This is a genomic window from Acinetobacter sp. WU_MDCI_Abxb74, from assembly GCF_025513915.1.
GTDB lineage: Bacteria > Pseudomonadota > Gammaproteobacteria > Pseudomonadales > Moraxellaceae > Acinetobacter > Acinetobacter calcoaceticus_C.
Genome location: NZ_JAHPRP010000013.1, coordinates 59,217 through 79,845, shown reverse-complemented (window position 1 = coordinate 79,845; position 20,629 = coordinate 59,217). Strand labels below are relative to the sequence as shown.

Sequence of the window (20,629 nt, the reverse complement as noted above, 5' to 3'; positions counted from 1 at the left end):
GGTAACACATAATGATGATTTTGACTGATAAAAAGCCACGTGTGAATGTTGAAGGGATTTTGACTGCGGAAGAAATTCACGACATCGAACATCACATTGGTCACTATCCATACCCTCGTGCAGCCTCTTTGGATGCATTGAAGTGTGTACAGCGCCGTAATGGTTGGGTAGATGACGCTCAAATGAATGCCATCGCACAGTTATTGTCGATGAGTGTTGCTGATTTGGAAGGTGTTGCAACATTTTACAACCGTATCTATCGCCAACCGGTAGGTCGTCACGTAATTTTGCTTTGTGACTCAATTGCTTGCTTCTTGATGGGTGCAGAAACACTTGCTGAAGCATTCCAGCGTGAATTAGGTATTCAGTATGGTCAGACGACAGCAGATGGTCGTTTTACACTGCTTCCAATTTGCTGCCTAGGCAACTGCGACAAAGGCCCAACTTTAATGATTGATGAAGATACTCACGGTTTAGTTGAAGTGTCATCAGTCAAACAGTTATTGGAGAAGTATGTATGAATACTGAACCAAAACCAATTTATGGCGACGGTAATCCAGAAACTCACCCACTGACTTGGCGTTTAAGTAAACGTGAAGAAGTTCGTGGTGCTGATGATTACGAAGCACTTGAAGGTTATGCAGGCTTTAAAAAAGCATTAGGCATGAAACCTGCTGAAGTGTTAGATGTCATTAAAGCTGCAACCGTAAAAGGTCGTGGTGGTGCGGGTTTCCCAGCGGGTATTAAATGGTCATTAATGGCACCAAATGATGGTGGTCCACGTTATTTGATCTGTAATGCCGACGAAATGGAGCCGGGTACTTTTAAAGATCGTTTGTTGATGGAAAAGCTTCCACATCAATTGATCGAAGGTATGTTAATTGCGGGTTATACCTTAGAGGCAACTCAAGGTTATATCTTTATCCGTGGTGAATATATTGAGGCAGCTCAATATCTAAATGAAGCATTAGAACAGATTCGTGCTAAAGGTTATTTAGGCGAAAATATCTTAGATTCTGGCTGGAATTTTGATCTGCATGTACATACGGGTGCAGGGCGTTATATCTGTGGTGAAGAAACTGCATTGATTAACTCGCTTGAAGGCCGTCGTGCTAACCCACGTACCAAGCCACCGTTCCCGCAAGTTGCAGGAGCATGGGGCCGTCCAACAATTGTGAACAACGTTGAAACTTATAACAACTTGCCAGCAATTATGCTTCGTGGTCCAGAGTGGTATATCGGCCTATCTGCTGGTAAATCAAAAGACCCAGGCACTAAAATTTATGGTGCGTCAGGTAAAGTGAAATTCCCGGGTCTTTGGGAGTTGCCATTTGGTACAACTGCACGTGAAGTGATTGAAGATCATGCTGGTGGTATGCGAGAAGGCTTAAAGCTTAAAGCATGGTTACCGGGTGGTGCTTCAACTGACTTTTTGCCGGCAGATACCATTGATTTACCAATGGATGCAGACACGATTATGAAAGCAGGTTCTCGTTTGGGAACATGTTTATTGATGGTGGTAGACGAAACTCAATGTATGGTATCGCTCACTCGTAACTTAGAAGAGTTCTTTGCGCGCGAATCATGTGGTTTCTGTACACCATGTCGTGATGGTTTGCCATGGGCTGTTAAAGCGCTTAAATCACTTGAAGCAGGCGAAGGTAAGAAAGAAGATATCGATCATTTACAAGAATTGACTCGTAAATTATGGATCGGTAAAACTTTCTGTGCCCATGCACCAGGTGCGATGGAGCCGCTTATGGGCGCACTCAAACATTTCCGTGGTGAGTTTGAAGCGAAAGTGACGACTCGTCCTGTCGTGCAAACCAGCAACGTAGAACAAGCTTAAGGAATTCGACTTATGGCTACAATTCATGTCGATGGAAAATCGTATGAAGTCAACGGCTCGGAAAACTTGCTACAAGCATGTTTGAGTCTGGGCATCGACATCCCATATTTTTGTTGGCATCCATCCTTAGGTTCGGTTGGTTCTTGCCGTCAATGTGCTGTTACGCAATATGCGAATCCAGAAGATACGCGTGGTCGTTTGGTCATGTCATGTATGACACCAGCATCTGACAACACCTATATCTCGATTGAAGACAAAGAAGCAACAGATTTCCGTGCATCTATTGTTGAGTTTTTGATGACGAATCACCCGCATGACTGTCCAGTCTGTGAAGAGGGTGGTCACTGTCATTTACAAGATATGACTGTGATGACTGGTCATGACCGTCGTCGCTACCGTTTTACAAAACGTACGCATTACAACCAAGAACTCGGCTCATTCATTGCACATGAAATGAACCGCTGTATTGCTTGTTACCGTTGTGTTCGTTACTACAACGACTATGCGGGCGGTACAGACTTTGGTGTGTATGCCAATGCATCTCGTGTGTATTTTGGTCGCCCTGAATCAGGTACTTTAGAGTCTGAATTCTCGGGTAACTTGACTGAAGTATGTCCAACAGGTGTATTCACTGATAAGACACATTCAGAGCGTTATAACCGTAAATGGGACATGCAGTATGCACCAAGCGTGTGTCAAGGCTGTTCTTCTGGTTGTAACATTTCTCCGGGTGAACGTTATGGTGAAATCCGTCGTGTAGAAAACCGTTTCAATGGTTCGGTTAACCAGTACTTCCTTTGTGACAAAGGTCGTTTTGGCACAGGTTATGTAAACCGTGCAGATCGTCCACGTCAGCCTCAGTTCCGTAACAGTGAAACTGTTGCAACTGTTTCTGTCGACCAAGCTTTAGATCAAACGATTGCTAAGCTTCAAGGCAAAAAAGTTTTGGGTATCGGTTCTCCGCGCGCAAGCTTGGAATCGAACTATGCATTACGTGAGCTTGTAGGTCAGGCAAATTACTCAACTGGTATTGCGCAAAAAGAGCAAAGCCTTGTTGAACTTGCTGCATCTATCATGCAAACCGAGGGTATTTACAACCCGAACATGCGTGAAATTGAAAGTTATGATGCTGTTCTGATTTTAGGCGAAGACCTGACTCAAACTGCACCGCGTATGGCTTTGTCAGTTCGTCAAGCTGCGAAAAATAAAGCTCGCGAAATGGCTGCAAAAACACGTACGCCAGAATGGTTGGCTGAGCCTGTACAACGTATTGGTCAAGATGCAAAATCTCCGATCTATATCTTGGCTGCAACTCAAACTCGTCTTGCCGACGTTGCAACTGGTGAAGTGGTTGCTTCTCCAAACGACATTGCTCGTTTAGGTTTTGCAGTCGCTGCGGCAGTGAAAGGCGAAACAGTGAATGGTTTAGATGACGATGCAAAAGCATTTGCTCAAACCATTGCTGATACGTTAAAAGCGGCAAACAAGCCATTAATCATTGCGGGTACTAGCTTGCAAGATGCTTCTATTATGGAAGCTGCGGCTGAGTTGACTCAGAACTTGGGTTCTAAAGCTGGTTTAAGTCTTGTGGTTCCTGAAGTGAACTCGATGGGCTTGGCATTGTTTGGTGGCTTAAGCCTTGAACAAGCATTTGCTCAAGACTACGACACACTTGTTATTGTTGAAAATGACTTGTTCCGTCGCTTACCTTCTGTACAAGTGCAGGCTGCACTTGATAAAGCTGAAACAGTAATCGTGCTTGATCACAGTGAAACTGAAACTGTGAAACAGGCTGATATTGTACTTTCAGCAGCAAGTTTTGCTGAAGGTGACGGTACTGTTGTAAGCCAAGAAGGTCGTGCACAGCGTTTCTATCAAGTTTACGATCCAAGTTACTACAAACCTGAATATGCAATTAAAGAATCATGGCGTTGGTTACATGCCATTGAAACTGGCATTAAAGGTAAAGCTGTAGACTGGACATTGCTTGATGATGTGATTGAAAGCATCGTAAAAAATGTACCAGTACTTGAAGCTATTCAAGATGTGGCACCTGATGCAGGTTACCGTGTACATGGTTTGAAAATTGCACGTGAACCACGTCGTTATTCAGGTCGTACAGCAATGCGTGCGCCGTTATCGGTTCATGAACCTAAACAGCCTACAGATTTAGATTCAGCATTAACATTCTCGATGGAAGGTTATGTTGGTCCGCAAAAAGCATCATCATTAGTACCATTTGCATGGGCTCCGGGCTGGAACTCTCCACAATCTTGGAACAAATACCAAGATGAAGTGGGTGGTCACTTAAAAGGTGGTGATTCAGGTGTTCGTTTATTTGATCACCTAGCAAAACGTCCTGCACGTAGCTATGTAGCTCCAGTAGCGGTAGTTGCAAACCCTGAAAGTTTCCGCTTAGTACCAATGCATCATATTTTTGGTTCTGGTGAATTCACAATTAAAACACCTGCAATGGAAACTCGTATTCCAGAAGCGATGTTTGCAGTGGGCGAACAAGATGCAACTCGTTTGAACCTTCAAGAAGGTCAACGCATTACAGTAAAAGCAGGCGAAACCAGTGTGAGCTTGCCTGTACAAGTAATTGAATATTTACCTACAGGTTATATTGGTTACCCAGTTGGTTTAGCACCAATGGTGTCACTAGCTGAGCCTGTTTCAGTGGCTTTAGGAGTGTAATTCATGAATCAAGAAATTATACGTCAAACGCCACTTTGGGCTGAGAACTGGCCAATTGCCTATGCTGTAGTTCAAGCAGTTGTGATTTTGCTTGTGGTTGTTTTAGTTGCAGCGTTGATGTCTTTTATTGAACGTCGTTTGCTTGCTTTGTGGCAAGACCGTTATGGTCCAAACCGTGTTGGTCCTGGTGGTATGTTCCAGATCGTTGCCGACATGCTCAAGATCATGTTCAAAGAAGACTGGACACCAAAATTTGCTGACAAGCTTACATTCCGTTTAGCACCAGCTGTTGCAATGGCAACAGCGGTTCTTTCATTCATGGTTATCCCGGTGAGTCCTTCACTGGGTGTTGCCGACATGAGCATCGGTTTGTTGTTCTTCATGGCAATGGCTGGTATTGCAGTCTATGCAGTATTGTTTGGTGGCTGGGCTTCAAATAACAAATACTCATTGCTTGGTGGCTTACGTTCAGCTGCTCAAACCATTTCTTATGAAGTGTTTTTGGGTATTTCATTGATGGGTGTGGTTGCAATTGCAGGCTCATTTAACCTTCGTGAAATTGTTGAAGCACAACGAGATGTTTGGTTCGTCATTCCACAATTCTTAGGTTTCTTGATTTTTGTGGTTGCTGGTGTTGCGGTAACTCACCGTCATCCATTTGACCAACCCGAAGCAGAACAAGAATTGGCTGAAGGTTACCATGTTGAATATGGTGGTATGAAATGGGGTATGTTCTTCGTTGCTGAATATGTCAACGTAGTACTTATTTCTGCATTGATCGTAACTTTATTCTTCGGTGGCTGGTTAGCGCCATTCAATTTAGAAATTCCATTTGTTCCGCCAGTATTCTGGTTTGTGATTAAAACAGCATTCTTTGTAATGATGTTTGTTTTGGCTCGTGGTTCTTTAATGCGTCCACGTTATGACCAAGTCATGAACTTTGGTTGGAAAATTTGTTTGCCATTGGCGTTGGTCAACTTGTTAGTGACTGGTGCTGTGATTCTGATGAATCAGGCCTAGGACAGCAGGGAGTACAAAATGTATAAATTTCTAGCTGGATTCGGATCGATTGTACGTTCGTTGTTTATGGTATTTAGCCATGTAACTCGTAAACGTGACACGATTTTATATCCAGAAGTACCAGCTGAACAGATTGTGCCGCCACGCTTTCGTGGTCGTATTGTGTTGACGCGTGACCCAGATGGGGAAGAGCGTTGTGTGGCATGTAACCTATGTGCGGTTGCGTGTCCGGTTGGCTGTATCTCATTGCAAAAAGCAGAAAAAGAAGATGGACGTTGGTATCCGGAATTTTTCCGCATCAACTTTTCACGCTGTATTTTCTGCGGTATGTGTGAAGAAGCGTGTCCAACAACTGCGATTCAGATGACACCAGATTTCGAACTTGGTGAATATGTACGTCAAGACTTGGTTTATGAGAAAGAAAACTTACTCATTTCAGGTCCGGGTAAATACCCAGACTACAACTTCTACCGTGTAGCGGGTATGGCAATTAACGGTAAAGAGAAAGGTCAGGCGCAGAAAGAAAGTGCACCAATTGATGTACGGAGTCTATTACCATGATGTGGCCGTTTTATTTGATGGCACTCGTGGCCATCGTTTCTACGGTTCGTGTAGTGACTAACACGAACCCTGTACACGCTTTACTTAGTCTAATTGTTTCATTGCTTGCTGTTGCTGGTATTTTCATGATCGTGGGGGCGCCTTTTGCAGGTGCTCTTGAAATCATTGTTTATGCCGGAGCAATTATGGTTCTGTTTGTCTTCGTGGTGATGATGTTGAATTTAGGTCAACACACCGTTGAACAAGAACGTAAATGGCTTTCTTCGGATGCTTGGGCATATCCAGCACTCATGAGTTTCTTACTCGGCTTGCTTTTGGTTTGGATGCTTGGTGGTGAATACACCACAATTTCAGCACCACTTGGGGCACAAGTGATTGGACCAAAAGTAGTTGGTCAAGCACTCTTTACTCACTATTTACTATTGGTTGAAGTTGCCGCGATGTTATTGCTAGCAGCCCTTGTTGCAGCATACCACTTAGGTAAACGTGAACCAGGTGCAGAAGAGGAAAAAGAATAATGGGCCAGATTCCTTTAGAACATGGTTTGATTGTTGCAACCATCCTTTTTGCACTCGGTTTTTACGGTGTAATGGTGCGACGCAACCTATTATTTATGTTAATGAGCCTTGAGGTCATGATGAATGCTGCTGCATTGGCATTTGTTCTTGCGGGTAGCGTATGGGCACAACCAGATGGACAAGTCATGTTCATTCTGATTTTGACCCTTGCAGCAGCAGAGGCATGTATCGGTCTTGCGATTGTCCTTCAGTTCTATCATCGCTTCCATCATTTGGATGTGGATGCTGCTAGTGAGATGCGCGGATGAGTTATTTATATCTAACAGTATTATTTCCGCTAATCGGTTTTATTTTATTGGCGGCAGGACGAGACAAACTCTCTGAAAATGTTGCAGCAATTATTGGTGTGGGTTCTGTAGGTTTATCTGCATTATTTGCATTGATTGCTGGAATGGCATTTACCACAAGTGGTCAGCAAGTTTTTGTTCAAAATCTGTGGACATGGTTCAATGTTGGCGGTTTTGCACCAGGCATTAGCTTACATTTAGATGGCTTATCTTTACTCATGATGGGCATGGTTACAGGTGTTGGTTTCTTAATCCACATCTTTGCATCATGGTACATGCGTGGTGAAGAAGGTTATGCGCGTTTCTTCTCTTATTTCAACCTGTTTGTTGCCAGCATGCTTGTGCTTGTATTGGGTGACAACTTGGCGTTGTTATTCTTAGGTTGGGAAGGCGTAGGTCTGTGCTCTTATTTGCTTATCGGTTTCTATTATGCAAACCCTGCAAATGGTTGGGCTGCGATCAAAGCATTTACAGTTACCCGTGTAGGTGACGTATTCTTACTTATCGCTTTATTCTTGCTTTACCAACAATTTGGTACGTTGAATACTCAGTACATCGTTGAACATGCAGCAGAAGTAATGACGAATAGTTCGTCACTTACCATCTGGACTGCATTAATGTTGTTCTTGGGTGCGGCTGGTAAATCTGCTCAAATTCCATTACAAACATGGTTGGCAGATGCAATGGCAGGTCCAACACCTGTTTCTGCATTAATCCACGCTGCAACAATGGTAACGGCTGGTGTGTATTTATGCTGCCGTCTATTCAGCGTATTTGAACTTGCGCCTGAAGTGATGCAATTCATTTCGGTAACAGGTGCTGTGACTTTGTTAGTTGCAGGTTTTGCTGCACTCGTTCAAACAGACATCAAACGTATCTTGGCTTACTCAACAATGAGTCAGTTGGGTTATATGTTTATGGCTGTAGGTGCTGAAGCTTATCAAGCTGGCTTGTTCCACATGTTGGCTCACGCATTCTTTAAGGCATTATTATTCTTGTCGTCTGGTGCGGTGATTTTGGCTTACCACCACGAGCAAAACATCTTCAAAATGGGTGGCTTGTTCAAACGTAACAAATTCCTATTTGCTTGTTTCGCGATTGGTGGCGGTGCATTAGCAGCGATCCCATTCTTGACAATTGGCTTCTTCTCTAAAGATGCGATTCTTGGTGAAGTATGGGTACAAGGTCAATCAGTTGCTTTATATCACACCTTATATTGGGTGGGTGTAGCAGGTGCATTCCTGACTTCAATTTATACATTCCGTTTAATCTGGGTTGTATTTTTTGGTCAAGAAAACACGCCTTACCATGAAATTAAAGGTGCAACGTACTGGGCTCCATTGGGCATTTTAGCTGTACTGTCTACTTTTGTTGGTGCCGTATTAAAAGCACCTGTCGCTGGTATTCTTAATACGGCAAAAATTCCTGAATTCCATGTGGCTGAACAATTTGTAGAAGGCATGCATGGGGCAGAGCATTTAGCAGTAGGAATTGCGCTAGTTGGTCTAGTTGTTGGTATAGCATTATTTACATTTGCTTATGGTGCAGTGAAATCATTTGCTCAAACAAGTTTGGGTGCAGGTCTGGCACATATTTGCCGTACCGCTTTTGGTTTTGATGCATTGTATGACATCGTTTTTGTTAAACCTTATTTATTCTTCGCCAAAATCTTTGGCCGTGATCCGATTGACAGTTTGTGGTTAGTTCTTCCTGCACTTGTGAAAGGCGGAAATAGTTTTACAAGCTCACGTCAAACCGGATCATTGCGTGAATACGCATCAAGCATGTCACTCGGTGTAGTGGTGTTATTGATGATCTTGATCGTTATTCAGGTAGTGGGGAAATAAAATGGAAAACAATTTAATTTTACCCGCGCTGATTCTTGTTCCGTTCATTGCTGGTTTTATTTGTTGGTTAGTCGATAAGCTCGACAAAACCTTGCCACGCTGGATTGCCTTAATTGGTATGCTCATTACTTTGGGCTTAGGTCTTGCACTTTGGCAAAGTGGAACTTATAGCTATGAGTTGGGTTCAAAAATCCCAACTTGGTCTGCTGAGTTCTATTTACCGTGGATTCAATCACTCGGTATCGGCATTCACCTTGCAGTGGATGGCTTATCTTTACTCATGGTGTTATTAACAGCGTTACTTGGTGTACTTGCTGTTGGTTGTTCATGGGGCGAAATTCAAAAGAATGTTGGTTTCTTCCACTTAAACCTCTTATGGAGTTTAGGTGGTGTTATCGGTGTATTCTTAGCGATTGACCTGTTCTTGTTCTTCTTCTTCTGGGAGATGATGCTTGTACCAATCTACTTCCTGATTGCGTTATGGGGTCATAAAGGTTCAAACGGTCGTTCACGTGTTTACGCAGCTACCAAGTTCTTCCTTTACACGCAAATCGCTGGTTTAGTGATGTTAATCGGTATTCTTGGTCTTGTAGTCTATGGCTACATGATGACCGGAATGATCGGTTTCGATTACAACTATTTATTAGCTGTAGCAAACCACTTACCTCCGAGCTTAGCGTATGGTTTCATGATCTGTTTCTTCATTGGTTTTGCAGTGAAGTTACCAGTATTTCCATTACATGGTTGGTTGCCAGATGCGCATGCTCAAGCTCCTACAGCAGGTTCTGTAGACTTGGCAGGTATCTTAATTAAGACAGCTGCGTATGGCTTGCTTCGTTTTGTTATTCCATTCTTCCCGACAGCTTCTGCACAGTTTGCAGATATTGCGATTATTTTCGGTTTGATTGGTATTTTCTACGGCGCATGGTGTGCTTACCAGCAAACTGACATGAAACGTTTGCTTGCGTATACGTCGATTTCACATATGGGTTTCATTTTACTTGCAATCTACGCAGGTAACATTTTGACCTTCCAAGGTCTAATGATCATGATGTTGGCACATGGTTTGTCATCAGCTGCATTGTTCATTATGTCTGGTCAGATCTACGAACGTTTACATACACGTGACTTGCGTTTAATGGGTGGTCTTCGTGGCCAACTTCAGTACTTGCCATTCTTCTTGATGTTCTTCGTGGCTGCTCTTGTGGGCGTGCCAGGTTTGGGTAACTTTATTGGTGAATTCCTGATCTTGATGGGTTCATTTAATAAATATCCTGTCTTCACGATTCTTGCTTCTATCAGCCTTGTATTTGCAGGCTTATATGGCTTGATTTTGATTCACCGTACTTTATTTGGTGAACCAAACCCTGAACAAAAGCAATATTACACTAGTCCACTAAAAGACTTATCTGCTCGTGAAGTTGGTATTTTGATGATTTGTGCGATTGGTCTCGTTTGGCTTGGTATCTACCCACAAACATTCTTGGATATGTCTCATTCAAGTATGCAGTGGTTGGTCAATAGTTATATGCCAGTTCAAGAAGTCGTTGAAACTGTTCAGCAAACAGCTACTCAACTTGACCATGTGGAGATCCAATAATCATGAACTTCACAGTATCACTCTCTACGCTTATGCCTTTAGCTCCGGTGATGATTGTTGCTTTGACAACAATCGTCGTCATGCTGTTAATTTCTATTAAGCGTAATCATAATTTAATCGCAACAACTTCTGTTGTTGGTTTAAACCTCGCTGCACTTTATATTTTATTTGCAGTATTTGGCGGTAAGTTTGTACCGGCAAATGTGATGGGCATGTTTATGGTTGATCCATTTACCATGTTCTATCAATTTATGATTTTGATTGCGGCATTGGCTTGTTGTACTTTGTCTCACGCTTACATCGAAACTTATAAAGATAACCGCGAAGAACTCTATCTTTTGTTACTTGCTTCAGTAGCAGGTGCAATGTTGATGGTTGCAAGTTCTCACTATGCATCGTTCTTCATTAGCCTTGAGTTAATGTCGATTCCTGTATATGGCTTACTTGCTTATACCTATCAACGTAGTAGTTCACTTGAAGCTGGTATTAAATATCTTGTACTTTCAGCGACAGCTTCTGCAATGTTGTTGATGGGTATGGCATACATCTATGCATATACTGGTTCGCTTTCATTTTATGATTCTGTACAGGCTTTATTTGGTGCAATCAAACAGCCAATGGTGTTATTAGGTTTAGCACTCATTATTTTTGCTGTTGCATTTAAATTATCGCTTGCGCCGTTCCATAAATGGACACCAGATGTATATGCAGGTGCACCAGCGCCAATGGCAACTTTCTTGGCGACCGCTGCTAAAGTTGCAACCATTGGTTTGTTCGTGCGCTATATGCTTGCTTCAGGCGCAATTATGGTGGACTCGTTAGTTACTATTTTGACAATCATTGCAGTATTGTCGATTTTAGTGGGTAACTTACTCGCTGTTCGTCAAGTTAACTTAAAACGTATTCTTGGTTATTCATCTATTGCTCATTTTGGTTATTTGTTAATTGCTTTAATTAGCATGACTTATGCGAGCTTGGGTAGCGTAACTGTATATGTGGTGTCTTATGTATTAACAACTATCGGTGCTTTTGGTGCGGTAGCGTTAATGTCTAGCCCATATAACAACGTAGATGAAGCACAAAGCCTTGCAGACTACCGTGGTTTGTTCTGGCGTCGTCCAGTACTTACAGCAACTTTAACAGTCATGATGTTATCTTTGGCTGGTATTCCATTAACCGCAGGCTTCATTGGTAAGTTCTTGGTTGTAATGGCTGCTGTAACAACTCAACACTGGTTCTTGGCTGCAATGATTATTGTGGGTAGTGGTATTGGTTTGTACTACTACTTACGTGTGATGGTTGTAATGTATATGACACCACCAGAAACCCCTCGTATTGATGCAGATGCTCACTGGGGTCAAAAAGTAGGTGGTTTAATGGTATTGGCTGCTGCTGCATTAGTTATTATTTTGGGTGTTTACCCAGATCCAATGATTAATTTGGCATTAAAAGCAGAAATATTATCTCCATTACATTTCATGCTTTCACAACAACAATAATCCTAGTGTACAAAAAAGCCTCCAAATCTGGAGGCTTTTTTTTATTGGGCATTAAAAAAAGATTATAATAAATACGTTTTTATATTTTTAGGTAACATCTGTGGCCATTCAAGAAATTCGTCACCCACTTATTCGTCATAAATTAGGTTTGTTACGTCGTTCTGACATCAGTACTAAGAATTTCCGTGAGCTTGCTCAGGAAGTGACTATGTTGTTGACTTATGAAGCAACAAAAGATTTACCAGTTGTGGATTGTGAAATTGATGGATGGGCTGGCACTGTTATTACCCAGCGTATTGCTGGCAAAAAAATAACGATTGTACCGATTTTACGTGCAGGAATTGGTATGCTGGATGGCGTACTTAATTTGATTCCAAGTGCAAAAGTGAGTGTTTTAGGTCTTGAGCGTAATGAAGAAACATTAGAAGTTCGTACTTATTATAAAAAACTAGTTCCAGATGTCGCTAATCGTCTTGCAATGATTATCGATCCAATGTTAGCAACAGGTAACTCATTAGTGGCTGCCATTGATGTGTTAAAGGCAAGTGGCTGTAAAGATATACGTGTTATGGTATTAGTAGCTGCCCCAGAAGGCGTTGCTAAAGTTGAAGCCGCTCATCCAGATGTGCAGATTTATACAGCATCTATTGATAATGGCTTAAATGAACAAGGCTATATTGTTCCTGGTTTAGGTGATGCGGGCGATAAAATTTTTGGTAGTGTCCAAAAAGACTAATTTTTGAAATAACGATAAAAAGAGACTTAATCAAACCGTAAAGTTTTGAGGGCGGATTGAAAGTCTCTTTTTTAATTTTCTACTGTAATGTCAGTATTGAAAAAGTAGGGTAAAGATCATGAAGCAAGAGTTTTATACTGGAAAAGTTAAACAATATGATCCTGAAAAAGGATTTGGTTTTATTGGAACGGTTGAAGGAGATATTTTCTTTCATATTTCGGATTTTCCTGCATCAGAAGGCGAACCGAAAAGAAATGAAAAAGTAAAATTTCTTGCTGTAGATAATCAGGGGAAATTTAAGGCTATAAAGATTGAGCGTATCGATCCTAATCCGTCTAAAACCAAAAAAACACAAATTACCGATCATAATAAAGCGATTACAACAGAGTTGTTATCACATTTTCGACGCTAATAGTGTTCTCAATCTTCAAGCCTATCTTAGGGCAGAGTTTAGCTAAGACCAGCAAGGAAGATTTTTGATCGTTTGTGGAATGAGTAAGTAATACAAAATTAAGGGAGGTGTTAACTTCCCTTAATTGTCTTAAATAATAAAATGAAAAGAATGGTGAGTTATCTGAGAACAACTCAAGATGGCACTAGAAGATCAGGTCTTAAACCTGCTCTTCACAGAATTGTAAAAATGCTTTGAGGCCAGGACCTTGGTATTTCTGACGGTGTACTAACATGTAAAGTGGGCGAGTAAGTTGCCAGAATGGCGTTTCTAAAATAACTAATTGTTCTTTTTCAATTAAAGGTTCAATAGCGAGTTTAGAGATACAAGACATTCCTAAACCACCAGCAACGATTTTCAAGATTGCTTCATTGTGACCTAGGGTTAGGCGAATATTAGCGTCTGGTAGATCTTGCAAAATAGCATTATCAAACACTTCACGAGTTCCCGAACCTTCTTCACGTAAAATCCATTCAACTTGATAGAAATCATGTGCTGTTAAAGGTCGATTTAAACGTGCTAGAGGGTGATCAGGGGAGCAACATACTGCAAGCTCATCATCTCGCCAGTGAATACATTGAAGTTGAGGTAGGTGACACGAGCCTTCGATTAATGCCAAATCAAGTTGAAACTGATTAACCGCTTCAATCATTTGACGTGTGTTGCCCACCTGTAATTGCAAGTGTGCCTTAGGGTGATATTGTAAAAAGTTTGCCATTAAATCTGGCATGAGATAATCACTGATCGTTAGAGTTGCCCCAATACGTAAATCAATGCTTTGTAACTCACCTTTTGCAGCTTGCTCAAAAGCTTCACAGCGACCTAATATTTCTAGCGCTTGTGGCAATAGAAAGCGACCAAGATCATTGAGTTGTAGGCGTTTACCTAAACGATCAAATAGAGGGGCACCAAGACCATCCTCTAAATCGGCTAAAGCCATACTTGCTGCACTTTGCGTCAGTCTGACCGCATCACTGGCTTTGGTGACAGTTCCTTCTTGAGCGACTGCTACAAAAACAGCCAACTGGCGTAATGTCATGCGCATGTTTAAAAAGCCTTAACGTTTAAAAGTATTCATTATTTCGGCTGTCATGCTAACATGAGCGCACTATTTCATGCCACGTTGAAATCATGTCAATTGAAAAATTTAGCGTAGAAAAAGTTTTATCTGTACACCGCTGGACCCCAACTCTTTTCAGTTTTACCATGACTCGCCCTGCACATTTTAAATTTACTGCTGGGCAATTTGCACGTATTGGACTGAAAGTTGGAGAAGAACTTGTTGTTCGTGCCTATTCGGTCGTGTCTTCACCATTTGATGAAACGCTAGAATTTTTCTCGATTGTGGTACCTGATGGTGCATTTACCTCAAATCTTCAACATTTGAAGGTAGGAGATGAGCTTTATTTAGAAAAAATACCTTATGGTTACCTTACTTTAGCTCGCTATCAACAGCCTTTACCGCATGATTTATGGTTATTAGCAACAGGTACTGGTTTGGCGCCGTTTTTGTCGATGCTGCAAGACTTCGATACATGGTCGAAATATCAAAAGATCAATTTGGTTTACAGTGTGCGTACTGCAGCCGAGTTAGCTTATGTCGATCGTATTCAAGAGATTGCTGAAACTTTTGGAGAAGGGCACGTCGGTTTTAAATTTATTTCAATTATTACTCGTGACCCATTGGCACAGTTACATGACCGTTTGCCGGTTTTGATTGAAAATGGTGAATTAGAAAAAGTTGCTGGTATCGAATTGAGCTCTGCCAAAAGCCATGTCATGCTTTGTGGAAATCCACAAATGGTAGATGACACGAAAGAAGCTTTAAAGCGCCGTGGTTTGACGATGAATCGTCGAGGTGAGGGAAATATTGCAGTAGAAAATTACTGGTAATAAATGATAATTAAAAGAACTTTAAAATTATTTTTATGGATATGTTTATTAATGGACAAACATATCCATAAATTCACGAATTTCAGAAATTGCGCTGTCTACATCGCTTGAAAGCCAAGTCGGTTCAAAAAGGCCTGCATAATGTTCTAAACGGTCTTGGGGAACAACTAAGCGAACAGGACAATCTTCTTCAAGTAAACGCCAAGGCAAAATCGGAACTTCATTGTCCAGAAAAATATTGATATTACGAATATCAACAATCATGGCGTTAATGCAGTCAGGAAATGGCATGACTGAAAACTCTTCAGTACGACGACGAAAATACTCCAGATCACCCCATTTGAGTTCATAACTTGGTTTATTAAATTCAATAATACCAATGAGATGCTCATCTCTTGTCTGGTGGATATAACATTGATGTGTGACGTCAGTGTCGAGATCAAGAGTTACGTTTTGCTGACGATACATCATAAAATAGAGCGGCTTTAAAACAAGGGGGCTTATTATAGCCTATTTTCTAAAAAGTAAGCGCTAAAACATATTGTATTACAAATGGGATATAGATGAAGTGGGTGAATAATTAGAAATTATTTTTAATTGTCTAAATTTATGTGTGCAAATTTTATACTATTTTTATTATTTTAAAAGTAGAGTTTTGCAATCACAGACACCTTAGCATAATGCTTTTTCACACAACGCAACAAAGCAAATTGCTATGATGAATATAAAGTTAATGATAATAGAAGAGGGGAAAGAAGATGCATGACTTTTCAAAACCACCTCATGTGACGAGTCCTGAAGAAACTGCGAAAAAAAGAAGATTGCCAGTTTATATTTTAATTATTGTTGGGCTTTTTCTTCTTGCACTTATTGTCTATATGGTCGCTGACCATAAACAGACTCCTAAAGAAGAGGGAGCTTTTCAAAATGAGACCACACCACATGTAATTAAGGGTAGTACTGATTTAAATTTAAAGACCTATATAGGATAATAAACGAATCAGTTTATCTTGATATCAAGCCTTTAGGTGTAAACCTGAAGGCTTTTTTGCAACCTTTTGCATCAATTTGTTGTATTTATGCAGAAGTGTGTTGATTAGAAAATATTCAAAACATAATGTGAGATAGACCGCATTCATCGTCATTTTTTACAACGAATGGTGTTTCCTAGAGATAACACTGAAAAAGAACATAACAAGTGAGGACATAACAATATGAATGATTTTTTTGATGGGCCTCGCGGCGCTCAATTTGATGCCATGTATTACTGGGACCAGTTTCATCCTATTCTGGCTGCAATAGTAATCTTATTAGTTGGTTGGATCATTGCTTTATTGGTAGCAGCAGGTGTGAAAAAGCTTCTACAAAAAGTAAATACTAATGCCAAACTATCTTCAGCCACTGGCCGAGCCCCAAATATTGAAGGACTGATATCCAAGGTTGTATTCTGGTTTATTTTGATCTTAGCTGTTGTAGCGGCTCTAAATGTGCTCAACATTAGTGGAGTGAGTGGCCCGTTCAGCAATATGGTGAATCAGGTACTTGTTTACATTCCAAATATTATTGCTGCTGTGGTGGTGGGTTTTATTGGTTGGATCGTTGCTCGACTGGTGCGGGCAGGGGTTACCAATGTTTTATCCAGAACTCAACTCGACGATAAATTAAGTAATGAAGTAGGTGTAGGTGGAATTAGCCAAAATATTGGTGAGATTCTTTACTGGCTTGTATTATTACTTTTCCTTCCGATTGTTCTTTCAATATTAGGACTAACCGGCTTACTCATCCCAGTTCAGAATATGGTAAATGAAGCAGTTGCTTTCCTACCAAATATCTTTATTGCTGGCGTTATCGTTTTTGTTGGTTATATCTTGGCAAAAATTGTACGCGGCATTGTTGAAGGTCTAATTAATAGCTTAGGAGTTCAGGCTCAAGCGGAAAAAATTGGTCTTTTCAAAAGCTCTAATGTAGGTAAATTCCTAGGTTCGTTTGTTTTTGCCATCATTATTATTACCACATTGATTGTAGCGTTCGAAGCTTTAGGTATTGAGACAATTTCTCAGCCAGCAACAGCAATGCTGAATGAAATCTTACAAGCAATTCCAAACATTATTGCGGCTGGTTTAATTTTACTGGTTGCCTATATTGTTTCTCGTTTTGTTGGACGTTTGGTTGCAGAGTTAATTGCTGGAACTGGTGTTGATGAAATTCCTGCCAAATTAGATGTACAACGCTTTTTAGGTCAAACTAAAGTTTCTAGCGCTGTCGGTTGCCTAATCGTATTCTTTACGATGCTTTTTGCAGTATCTGAAGCAGCGGATCGTCTTGGTTTCGACCAAATCAGTGGTCTAATTGCGATGTTTATCCATTTCGGTGCAAACATTCTATTGGGTGCTGTAATTCTAGTAATTGGTTTCTGGCTAGCGAATATTGTGGCGAATGTGGTTCAACGTGGCGAATATAATAGCTCGCGTTGGTTAGGCAGTTTAGTTCGTGTCTTAATTATTGGTCTTGTACTTGCGCTTGGTTTAAGAGCGATGGGCATTGCGGATTCAATTGTTAATCTTGCATTTGGTTTGACTCTAGGCGCGGTTGCAGTGGCTTTCGCTCTTGCATTCGGTTTAGGTGGTCGCCAACCAGCAGAAAGACTTTTAACTGATTTGCTTGATAAAGCTAAAAAAGAAGCGAATCAACCAAACCCTCTTTACCAACCACCTTCAAGTACGAGTAGTGCAGCTCCAGCCACCACTACATCTACGCCAACAACTCCACCATCAACAGTTTCATCTGATGCAAAACCAGCGGATTCTGTACAGGTGAATCCAGCGCAACCGCCAGTGAATAAACCGTTTGGTTCGACAGGCGAAAATGATGAAATTTAAGGGAATTAAATTAAATTTCAGATAAACAGTACAAAAAATCTTTGATTTTTGTGATAAGTTCGACCACTCTATATTGAGTGGTCGTTCTTTTTTGGCCGTTATAAAAACAAATAAGTGAGGAAAATACGATGAAAAAACCAGGTCGTTTTTTAGCACCGATTGTCATTGCCGGAATTACGGTAGGTTTTTTAGCGAGTGCTTATAAATTTGTATTTAGTAAGTCGGAAAGCTCAAAACAAGCTACTTCTCAGCCACAAGATGCACAAAATGCATCAAATAGTTCGAAAAACTCAAATTAGCTTATACGTATTGGGCAGCAGCATAGGCGGAAGACCATGCCCACTGGAAGTTATAGCCCCCTAAATGTCCGGTAACATCAAGTACTTCGCCAATGAAAAACAGTCCTTTCTGCTTTTTACTTTCCATGGTCTTGGAAGATACTTCCGTTGTATCTATTCCACCTAAAGTAACTTCAGCGGTACGATATCCTTCTGTTCCAGACGGTTTAACTGCAAAGCCATGTAACTGCTTGGCAATATGATCTAGCTGTGCATCACTGATATTACCAATCGCTGTTTCGCTCTGCTCTGACCAGATGAGTTGTTGTAACTCCTGTACGATACTTTTGGCAGTAAATTCATTAAGAAGAGTACGTAATAAAACTTTAGGCTGCGCTTTCTTTTTATCTTTTAAATAAGTTGCCAAATCTTGGCTTGGGAAAAAGTCAATTTTAAAACTTTCTCCTGAATTCCAATAATTTGAAAGCTGCAAAGAACTTGGTCCACTCAAGCCACGGTGGGTAAATAATAACGCTTCAGTAAAGCTATTTTTTGAGTTGCTTAACGTCACATCCAAAGCATTACCACTTAAGCGTGTGGTGACTTCTTTAATGTGATCTGAAAAAGTAAATGGAACTAAACCTGCACGAGTTGGGAAAACCTGATGACCAAATTTTTGTGCCAGTTCATAGCCAAAACCAGAACCGCCTAATGTTGGAATCGATAGTCCACCAGTAGCCACCACTAATGATTCACAAGTAAATTGACCTTGATTGGTGTTTAGTGAAAATCCACCTTTTTCCAAGGGCGTAATTTGTCCAACTTCGCAATGGGTTTTGATATCCACATTTTTAGTTTTATTACATTCACTCACAAGCATTTCTAAAATTTCTTTAGCACCGTTTAGAGTAAATAATTGTCCATGTTTACGCTCTTCATAAGCAATTTTATAGTCACATATCAAGCCAATAAAGTCCCAGTTACTGTAGCGTGACAGGGCAGAAATAACAAAATGCGGATTATGAGAAATAAAGTTGTCAGGTTCGACATACAGATTGGTAAAATTACACTTACCACCACCTGACATTAAAATCTTTTTACCAATTTTATTGGCTTTTTCTAAAATTAAAACCGAGCGCCCTCGTTTAGCAGTATGTGCAGCCAACATGAGTCCAGAAGCACCTGCACCTAAGACAATGACATCGACATGACTGTTAGACATAAGAGATTCTCGATTAATCTTGAAAATTTAAAAGGGGCATATATTATCACGTGGATACTTGCTCGTGCCAAAGTCATTCGCTGCTGTTCGAGTCAGAACGACAGAAAATAGTGAAAGTTTCTGCGATTAATTTGATTTGTATTGGTTTTTGACGAGTTTAGCGAATGAAAAAGTTTTGATTACTTTTATAAAAAGTAATGAATGAGCTGTTCATATGAGATGTATAAACAGCAAGACTCTGTCGCGAAAGGAGGTTTTTATGGTTATTTTTCTCTAAGCTAAATTACGAATAACTTAGCCCTTGCTGATTATGATCAAAGGTCAAAATTTTGCTTTATTTGATTTTCCCTTGTAAACCACCAGAATGAATTGCCAAAATACGATTTCCTTCAGGAAAGTAATTATTTTTGATAAGATCAAACAGACCGAACATCATTTTTCCCGTATAGATCGGTTCAAGTGGTACAGCGTATTGCTCTTCAAATTTTTGGATAAATGCGAGTAACTCAGGTGAAGTTTTAGCGTAACCACCACAGCAGTAGGCATCTGTCAGTGACCAATTCTGTTTTTTAGTCCACTGCATAATATCTTGTTTTAGAAAATTACCTTTTAATGCAGAAAATCCTAAAACGTGTTGATGTAGTGAACTTCTTTCAATCAGACCTGAAATAGTTCCTCCCGTACCTACGGCACAGCAAATGACATCATAGTTTTGCAAATCACTTTGGCTGAGAATTTCTTGACAGCCTTGTACTGCTAAATCATTAGTACCGCCTTCAGGAATGAGATAGGTTTTTGGAAAATGATTGTGTAATTGTTGAAGATAATTCCCATCATTTCTCAAACGATATTCATTACGTGAGACGAAATGCAACTGCATTCCTAACTTTTGAGCGTTTGCTAACGTTGGGTTAAGTGGTTGTGTGGCGAGTTCTTCTCCACGAATAATACCTACACTTTTTAAGCCAAAAAGATGAGCAGCATAGGCGGTCGCAGCAATATGATTTGAATAAGCTCCGCCAAATGTCAAAATACGGGTTACCCCTTGTTTTTGGGCTTCTAATATATTGTATTTTAATTTAAAAAATTTATTACCCGAAATTTGAGGGTGAATTAAATCGAACCGTTTAATGTCGAGATGTACGGAATAAGATAGGTTAATAGACTGATAGGGAACAGATGGAACAATGTGATCAAACATTAGAAATTGAGAAAATAATGATTGATCACAT

The 20,629-nt window shown here is 40.5% G+C and carries 20 protein-coding genes; 16 read left to right on the top strand and 4 right to left on the bottom strand.

Annotation, left to right across the window (positions count from 1 at the left end):
- Positions 1-11: 11 nt before the first annotated feature.
- From nuoE to KTH84_RS17110, 12 genes are all read left to right on the top strand, one after another.
- Positions 12-521 carry an NADH-quinone oxidoreductase subunit NuoE gene (gene nuoE / locus KTH84_RS17165; protein WP_042896843.1) on the top strand — a complete coding sequence of 170 codons (510 nt, stop codon included), beginning with the start codon at positions 12-14 and terminating at the stop codon, positions 519-521.
- The gene (gene nuoF, locus KTH84_RS17160; protein ID WP_042896844.1) at positions 518-1,849 is read left to right on the top strand and encodes an NADH-quinone oxidoreductase subunit NuoF; all 1,332 of its coding nucleotides are present in this window, start codon (positions 518-520) and stop codon (positions 1,847-1,849) included. Before nuoE ends, nuoF begins: the two co-directional genes overlap by 4 nt.
- A gap of 12 nt (positions 1,850-1,861) precedes the next feature.
- Complete coding sequence (nuoG, locus tag KTH84_RS17155) at positions 1,862-4,546, top strand: NADH-quinone oxidoreductase subunit NuoG (protein ID WP_262474415.1); 2,685 nt, start codon at positions 1,862-1,864, stop codon at positions 4,544-4,546.
- Positions 4,547-4,549: 3 nt separating this feature from the next.
- Positions 4,550-5,566: an NADH-quinone oxidoreductase subunit NuoH gene (nuoH, locus tag KTH84_RS17150; protein WP_003653472.1), complete on the top strand. Its 1,017-nt coding sequence runs from the start codon at positions 4,550-4,552 to the stop codon at positions 5,564-5,566.
- Between the two features lie 18 nt (positions 5,567-5,584).
- The gene (gene nuoI / locus KTH84_RS17145) at positions 5,585-6,127 is read left to right on the top strand and encodes an NADH-quinone oxidoreductase subunit NuoI (protein WP_042896848.1); all 543 of its coding nucleotides are present in this window, start codon (positions 5,585-5,587) and stop codon (positions 6,125-6,127) included.
- On the top strand, positions 6,127-6,645 hold the full coding sequence (gene nuoJ / locus KTH84_RS17140; protein ID WP_014205902.1) for an NADH-quinone oxidoreductase subunit J: 519 nt from the start codon (positions 6,127-6,129) through the stop codon (positions 6,643-6,645). Before nuoI ends, nuoJ begins: the two co-directional genes overlap by 1 nt.
- Positions 6,645-6,953 (top strand): NADH-quinone oxidoreductase subunit NuoK, encoded by a 309-nt coding sequence (gene nuoK, locus KTH84_RS17135; RefSeq protein WP_003653467.1) that lies wholly within the window; start codon positions 6,645-6,647, stop codon positions 6,951-6,953. Before nuoJ ends, nuoK begins: the two co-directional genes overlap by 1 nt.
- Positions 6,950-8,839, top strand: coding sequence for an NADH-quinone oxidoreductase subunit L (nuoL, locus tag KTH84_RS17130; protein WP_262474413.1), 1,890 nt, complete (start codon positions 6,950-6,952; stop codon positions 8,837-8,839). Before nuoK ends, nuoL begins: the two co-directional genes overlap by 4 nt.
- A 1-nt stretch (position 8,840) precedes the next feature.
- Entirely contained in the window at positions 8,841-10,439 is a 1,599-nt protein-coding gene (nuoM, locus tag KTH84_RS17125; RefSeq protein ID WP_262474412.1) for an NADH-quinone oxidoreductase subunit M, read from the top strand.
- 2 nt (positions 10,440-10,441) lie between these two features.
- On the top strand, positions 10,442-11,938 hold the full coding sequence (nuoN, locus tag KTH84_RS17120) for an NADH-quinone oxidoreductase subunit NuoN (protein ID WP_003653461.1): 1,497 nt from the start codon (positions 10,442-10,444) through the stop codon (positions 11,936-11,938).
- 100 nt (positions 11,939-12,038) lie between these two features.
- Positions 12,039-12,674, top strand: coding sequence for a uracil phosphoribosyltransferase (gene upp, locus KTH84_RS17115; protein ID WP_262474411.1), 636 nt, complete (start codon positions 12,039-12,041; stop codon positions 12,672-12,674).
- Between the two features lie 118 nt (positions 12,675-12,792).
- Positions 12,793-13,086 carry a cold shock domain-containing protein gene (locus KTH84_RS17110; protein ID WP_202743679.1) on the top strand — a complete coding sequence of 98 codons (294 nt, stop codon included), beginning with the start codon at positions 12,793-12,795 and terminating at the stop codon, positions 13,084-13,086.
- Positions 13,087-13,285: 199 nt separating this feature from the next.
- On the opposite strand, the gene gigC is transcribed toward KTH84_RS17110, so the two are convergent.
- Positions 13,286-14,170 carry a LysR family transcriptional regulator GigC gene (gene gigC / locus KTH84_RS17105; protein ID WP_004641477.1) on the bottom strand — a complete coding sequence of 295 codons (885 nt, stop codon included), beginning with the start codon at positions 14,168-14,170 and terminating at the stop codon, positions 13,286-13,288.
- 86 nt (positions 14,171-14,256) lie between these two features.
- Here gigC and KTH84_RS17100 point away from each other — a divergent pair, with 86 nt between their 5' ends.
- Complete coding sequence (locus KTH84_RS17100) at positions 14,257-15,018, top strand: ferredoxin--NADP reductase (protein WP_262474408.1); 762 nt, start codon at positions 14,257-14,259, stop codon at positions 15,016-15,018.
- Between the two features lie 48 nt (positions 15,019-15,066).
- On the opposite strand, the gene KTH84_RS17095 is transcribed toward KTH84_RS17100, so the two are convergent.
- Positions 15,067-15,486, bottom strand: coding sequence for a hypothetical protein (locus KTH84_RS17095; protein ID WP_171056780.1), 420 nt, complete (start codon positions 15,484-15,486; stop codon positions 15,067-15,069).
- A gap of 290 nt (positions 15,487-15,776) precedes the next feature.
- Between KTH84_RS17095 and KTH84_RS17090 the strand changes: the two genes are divergently transcribed.
- The 3 genes from KTH84_RS17090 (at position 15,777) to KTH84_RS17080 (ending at position 18,196) form a co-directional block, all read left to right on the top strand.
- Positions 15,777-16,010 (top strand): hypothetical protein, encoded by a 234-nt coding sequence (locus KTH84_RS17090; protein WP_202743677.1) that lies wholly within the window; start codon positions 15,777-15,779, stop codon positions 16,008-16,010.
- 222 nt (positions 16,011-16,232) lie between these two features.
- Positions 16,233-17,897 carry a mechanosensitive ion channel gene (locus KTH84_RS17085; RefSeq protein ID WP_262474407.1) on the top strand — a complete coding sequence of 555 codons (1,665 nt, stop codon included), beginning with the start codon at positions 16,233-16,235 and terminating at the stop codon, positions 17,895-17,897.
- Between the two features lie 128 nt (positions 17,898-18,025).
- A complete protein-coding gene (locus KTH84_RS17080; RefSeq protein WP_075431236.1) occupies positions 18,026-18,196 on the top strand; it encodes a hypothetical protein in 171 nt (56 codons plus the stop codon).
- A 1-nt stretch (position 18,197) separates the two neighbouring features.
- Here the strand turns inward: KTH84_RS17080 and KTH84_RS17075 are convergent, their stop codons facing one another.
- Both KTH84_RS17075 and KTH84_RS17070 read right to left on the bottom strand, forming a co-directional pair.
- Positions 18,198-19,397: an NAD(P)/FAD-dependent oxidoreductase gene (locus KTH84_RS17075; RefSeq protein ID WP_262474405.1), complete on the bottom strand. Its 1,200-nt coding sequence runs from the start codon at positions 19,395-19,397 to the stop codon at positions 18,198-18,200.
- Between the two features lie 334 nt (positions 19,398-19,731).
- Positions 19,732-20,598: a 1-aminocyclopropane-1-carboxylate deaminase/D-cysteine desulfhydrase gene (locus KTH84_RS17070; RefSeq protein WP_262474403.1), complete on the bottom strand. Its 867-nt coding sequence runs from the start codon at positions 20,596-20,598 to the stop codon at positions 19,732-19,734.
- Positions 20,599-20,629: the final 31 nt, after the last annotated feature.

Excerpts from the sequence above, each read along its gene's own strand:
- nuoN (WP_003653461.1), top strand. The coding sequence starts at position 10,442 with ATGAACTTCACAGTATCACTCTCTACGCTTATGCCTTTAGCTCCGGTG.
- KTH84_RS17070 (WP_262474403.1), bottom strand. The coding sequence starts at position 20,598 with ATGTTTGATCACATTGTTCCATCTGTTCCCTATCAGTCTATTAACCTA.
- KTH84_RS17110 (WP_202743679.1), top strand. The coding sequence starts at position 12,793 with ATGAAGCAAGAGTTTTATACTGGAAAAGTTAAACAATATGATCCTGAA.
- KTH84_RS17085 (WP_262474407.1), top strand. The coding sequence starts at position 16,233 with ATGAATGATTTTTTTGATGGGCCTCGCGGCGCTCAATTTGATGCCATG.
- nuoG (WP_262474415.1), top strand. The coding sequence starts at position 1,862 with ATGGCTACAATTCATGTCGATGGAAAATCGTATGAAGTCAACGGCTCG.
- nuoF (WP_042896844.1), top strand. The coding sequence starts at position 518 with ATGAATACTGAACCAAAACCAATTTATGGCGACGGTAATCCAGAAACT.
- nuoI (WP_042896848.1), top strand. The coding sequence starts at position 5,585 with ATGTATAAATTTCTAGCTGGATTCGGATCGATTGTACGTTCGTTGTTT.
- nuoJ (WP_014205902.1), top strand. The coding sequence starts at position 6,127 with ATGTGGCCGTTTTATTTGATGGCACTCGTGGCCATCGTTTCTACGGTT.
- nuoH (WP_003653472.1), top strand. The coding sequence starts at position 4,550 with ATGAATCAAGAAATTATACGTCAAACGCCACTTTGGGCTGAGAACTGG.
- KTH84_RS17080 (WP_075431236.1), top strand. The coding sequence starts at position 18,026 with ATGAAAAAACCAGGTCGTTTTTTAGCACCGATTGTCATTGCCGGAATT.
- KTH84_RS17090 (WP_202743677.1), top strand. The coding sequence starts at position 15,777 with ATGCATGACTTTTCAAAACCACCTCATGTGACGAGTCCTGAAGAAACT.
- nuoE (WP_042896843.1), top strand. The coding sequence starts at position 12 with ATGATGATTTTGACTGATAAAAAGCCACGTGTGAATGTTGAAGGGATT.
- nuoK (WP_003653467.1), top strand. The coding sequence starts at position 6,645 with ATGGGCCAGATTCCTTTAGAACATGGTTTGATTGTTGCAACCATCCTT.
- KTH84_RS17095 (WP_171056780.1), bottom strand. The coding sequence starts at position 15,486 with ATGTATCGTCAGCAAAACGTAACTCTTGATCTCGACACTGACGTCACA.
- KTH84_RS17075 (WP_262474405.1), bottom strand. The coding sequence starts at position 19,397 with ATGTCTAACAGTCATGTCGATGTCATTGTCTTAGGTGCAGGTGCTTCT.
- nuoM (WP_262474412.1), top strand. The coding sequence starts at position 8,841 with ATGGAAAACAATTTAATTTTACCCGCGCTGATTCTTGTTCCGTTCATT.
- nuoL (WP_262474413.1), top strand. The coding sequence starts at position 6,950 with ATGAGTTATTTATATCTAACAGTATTATTTCCGCTAATCGGTTTTATT.
- KTH84_RS17100 (WP_262474408.1), top strand. The coding sequence starts at position 14,257 with ATGTCAATTGAAAAATTTAGCGTAGAAAAAGTTTTATCTGTACACCGC.
- gigC (WP_004641477.1), bottom strand. The coding sequence starts at position 14,170 with ATGCGCATGACATTACGCCAGTTGGCTGTTTTTGTAGCAGTCGCTCAA.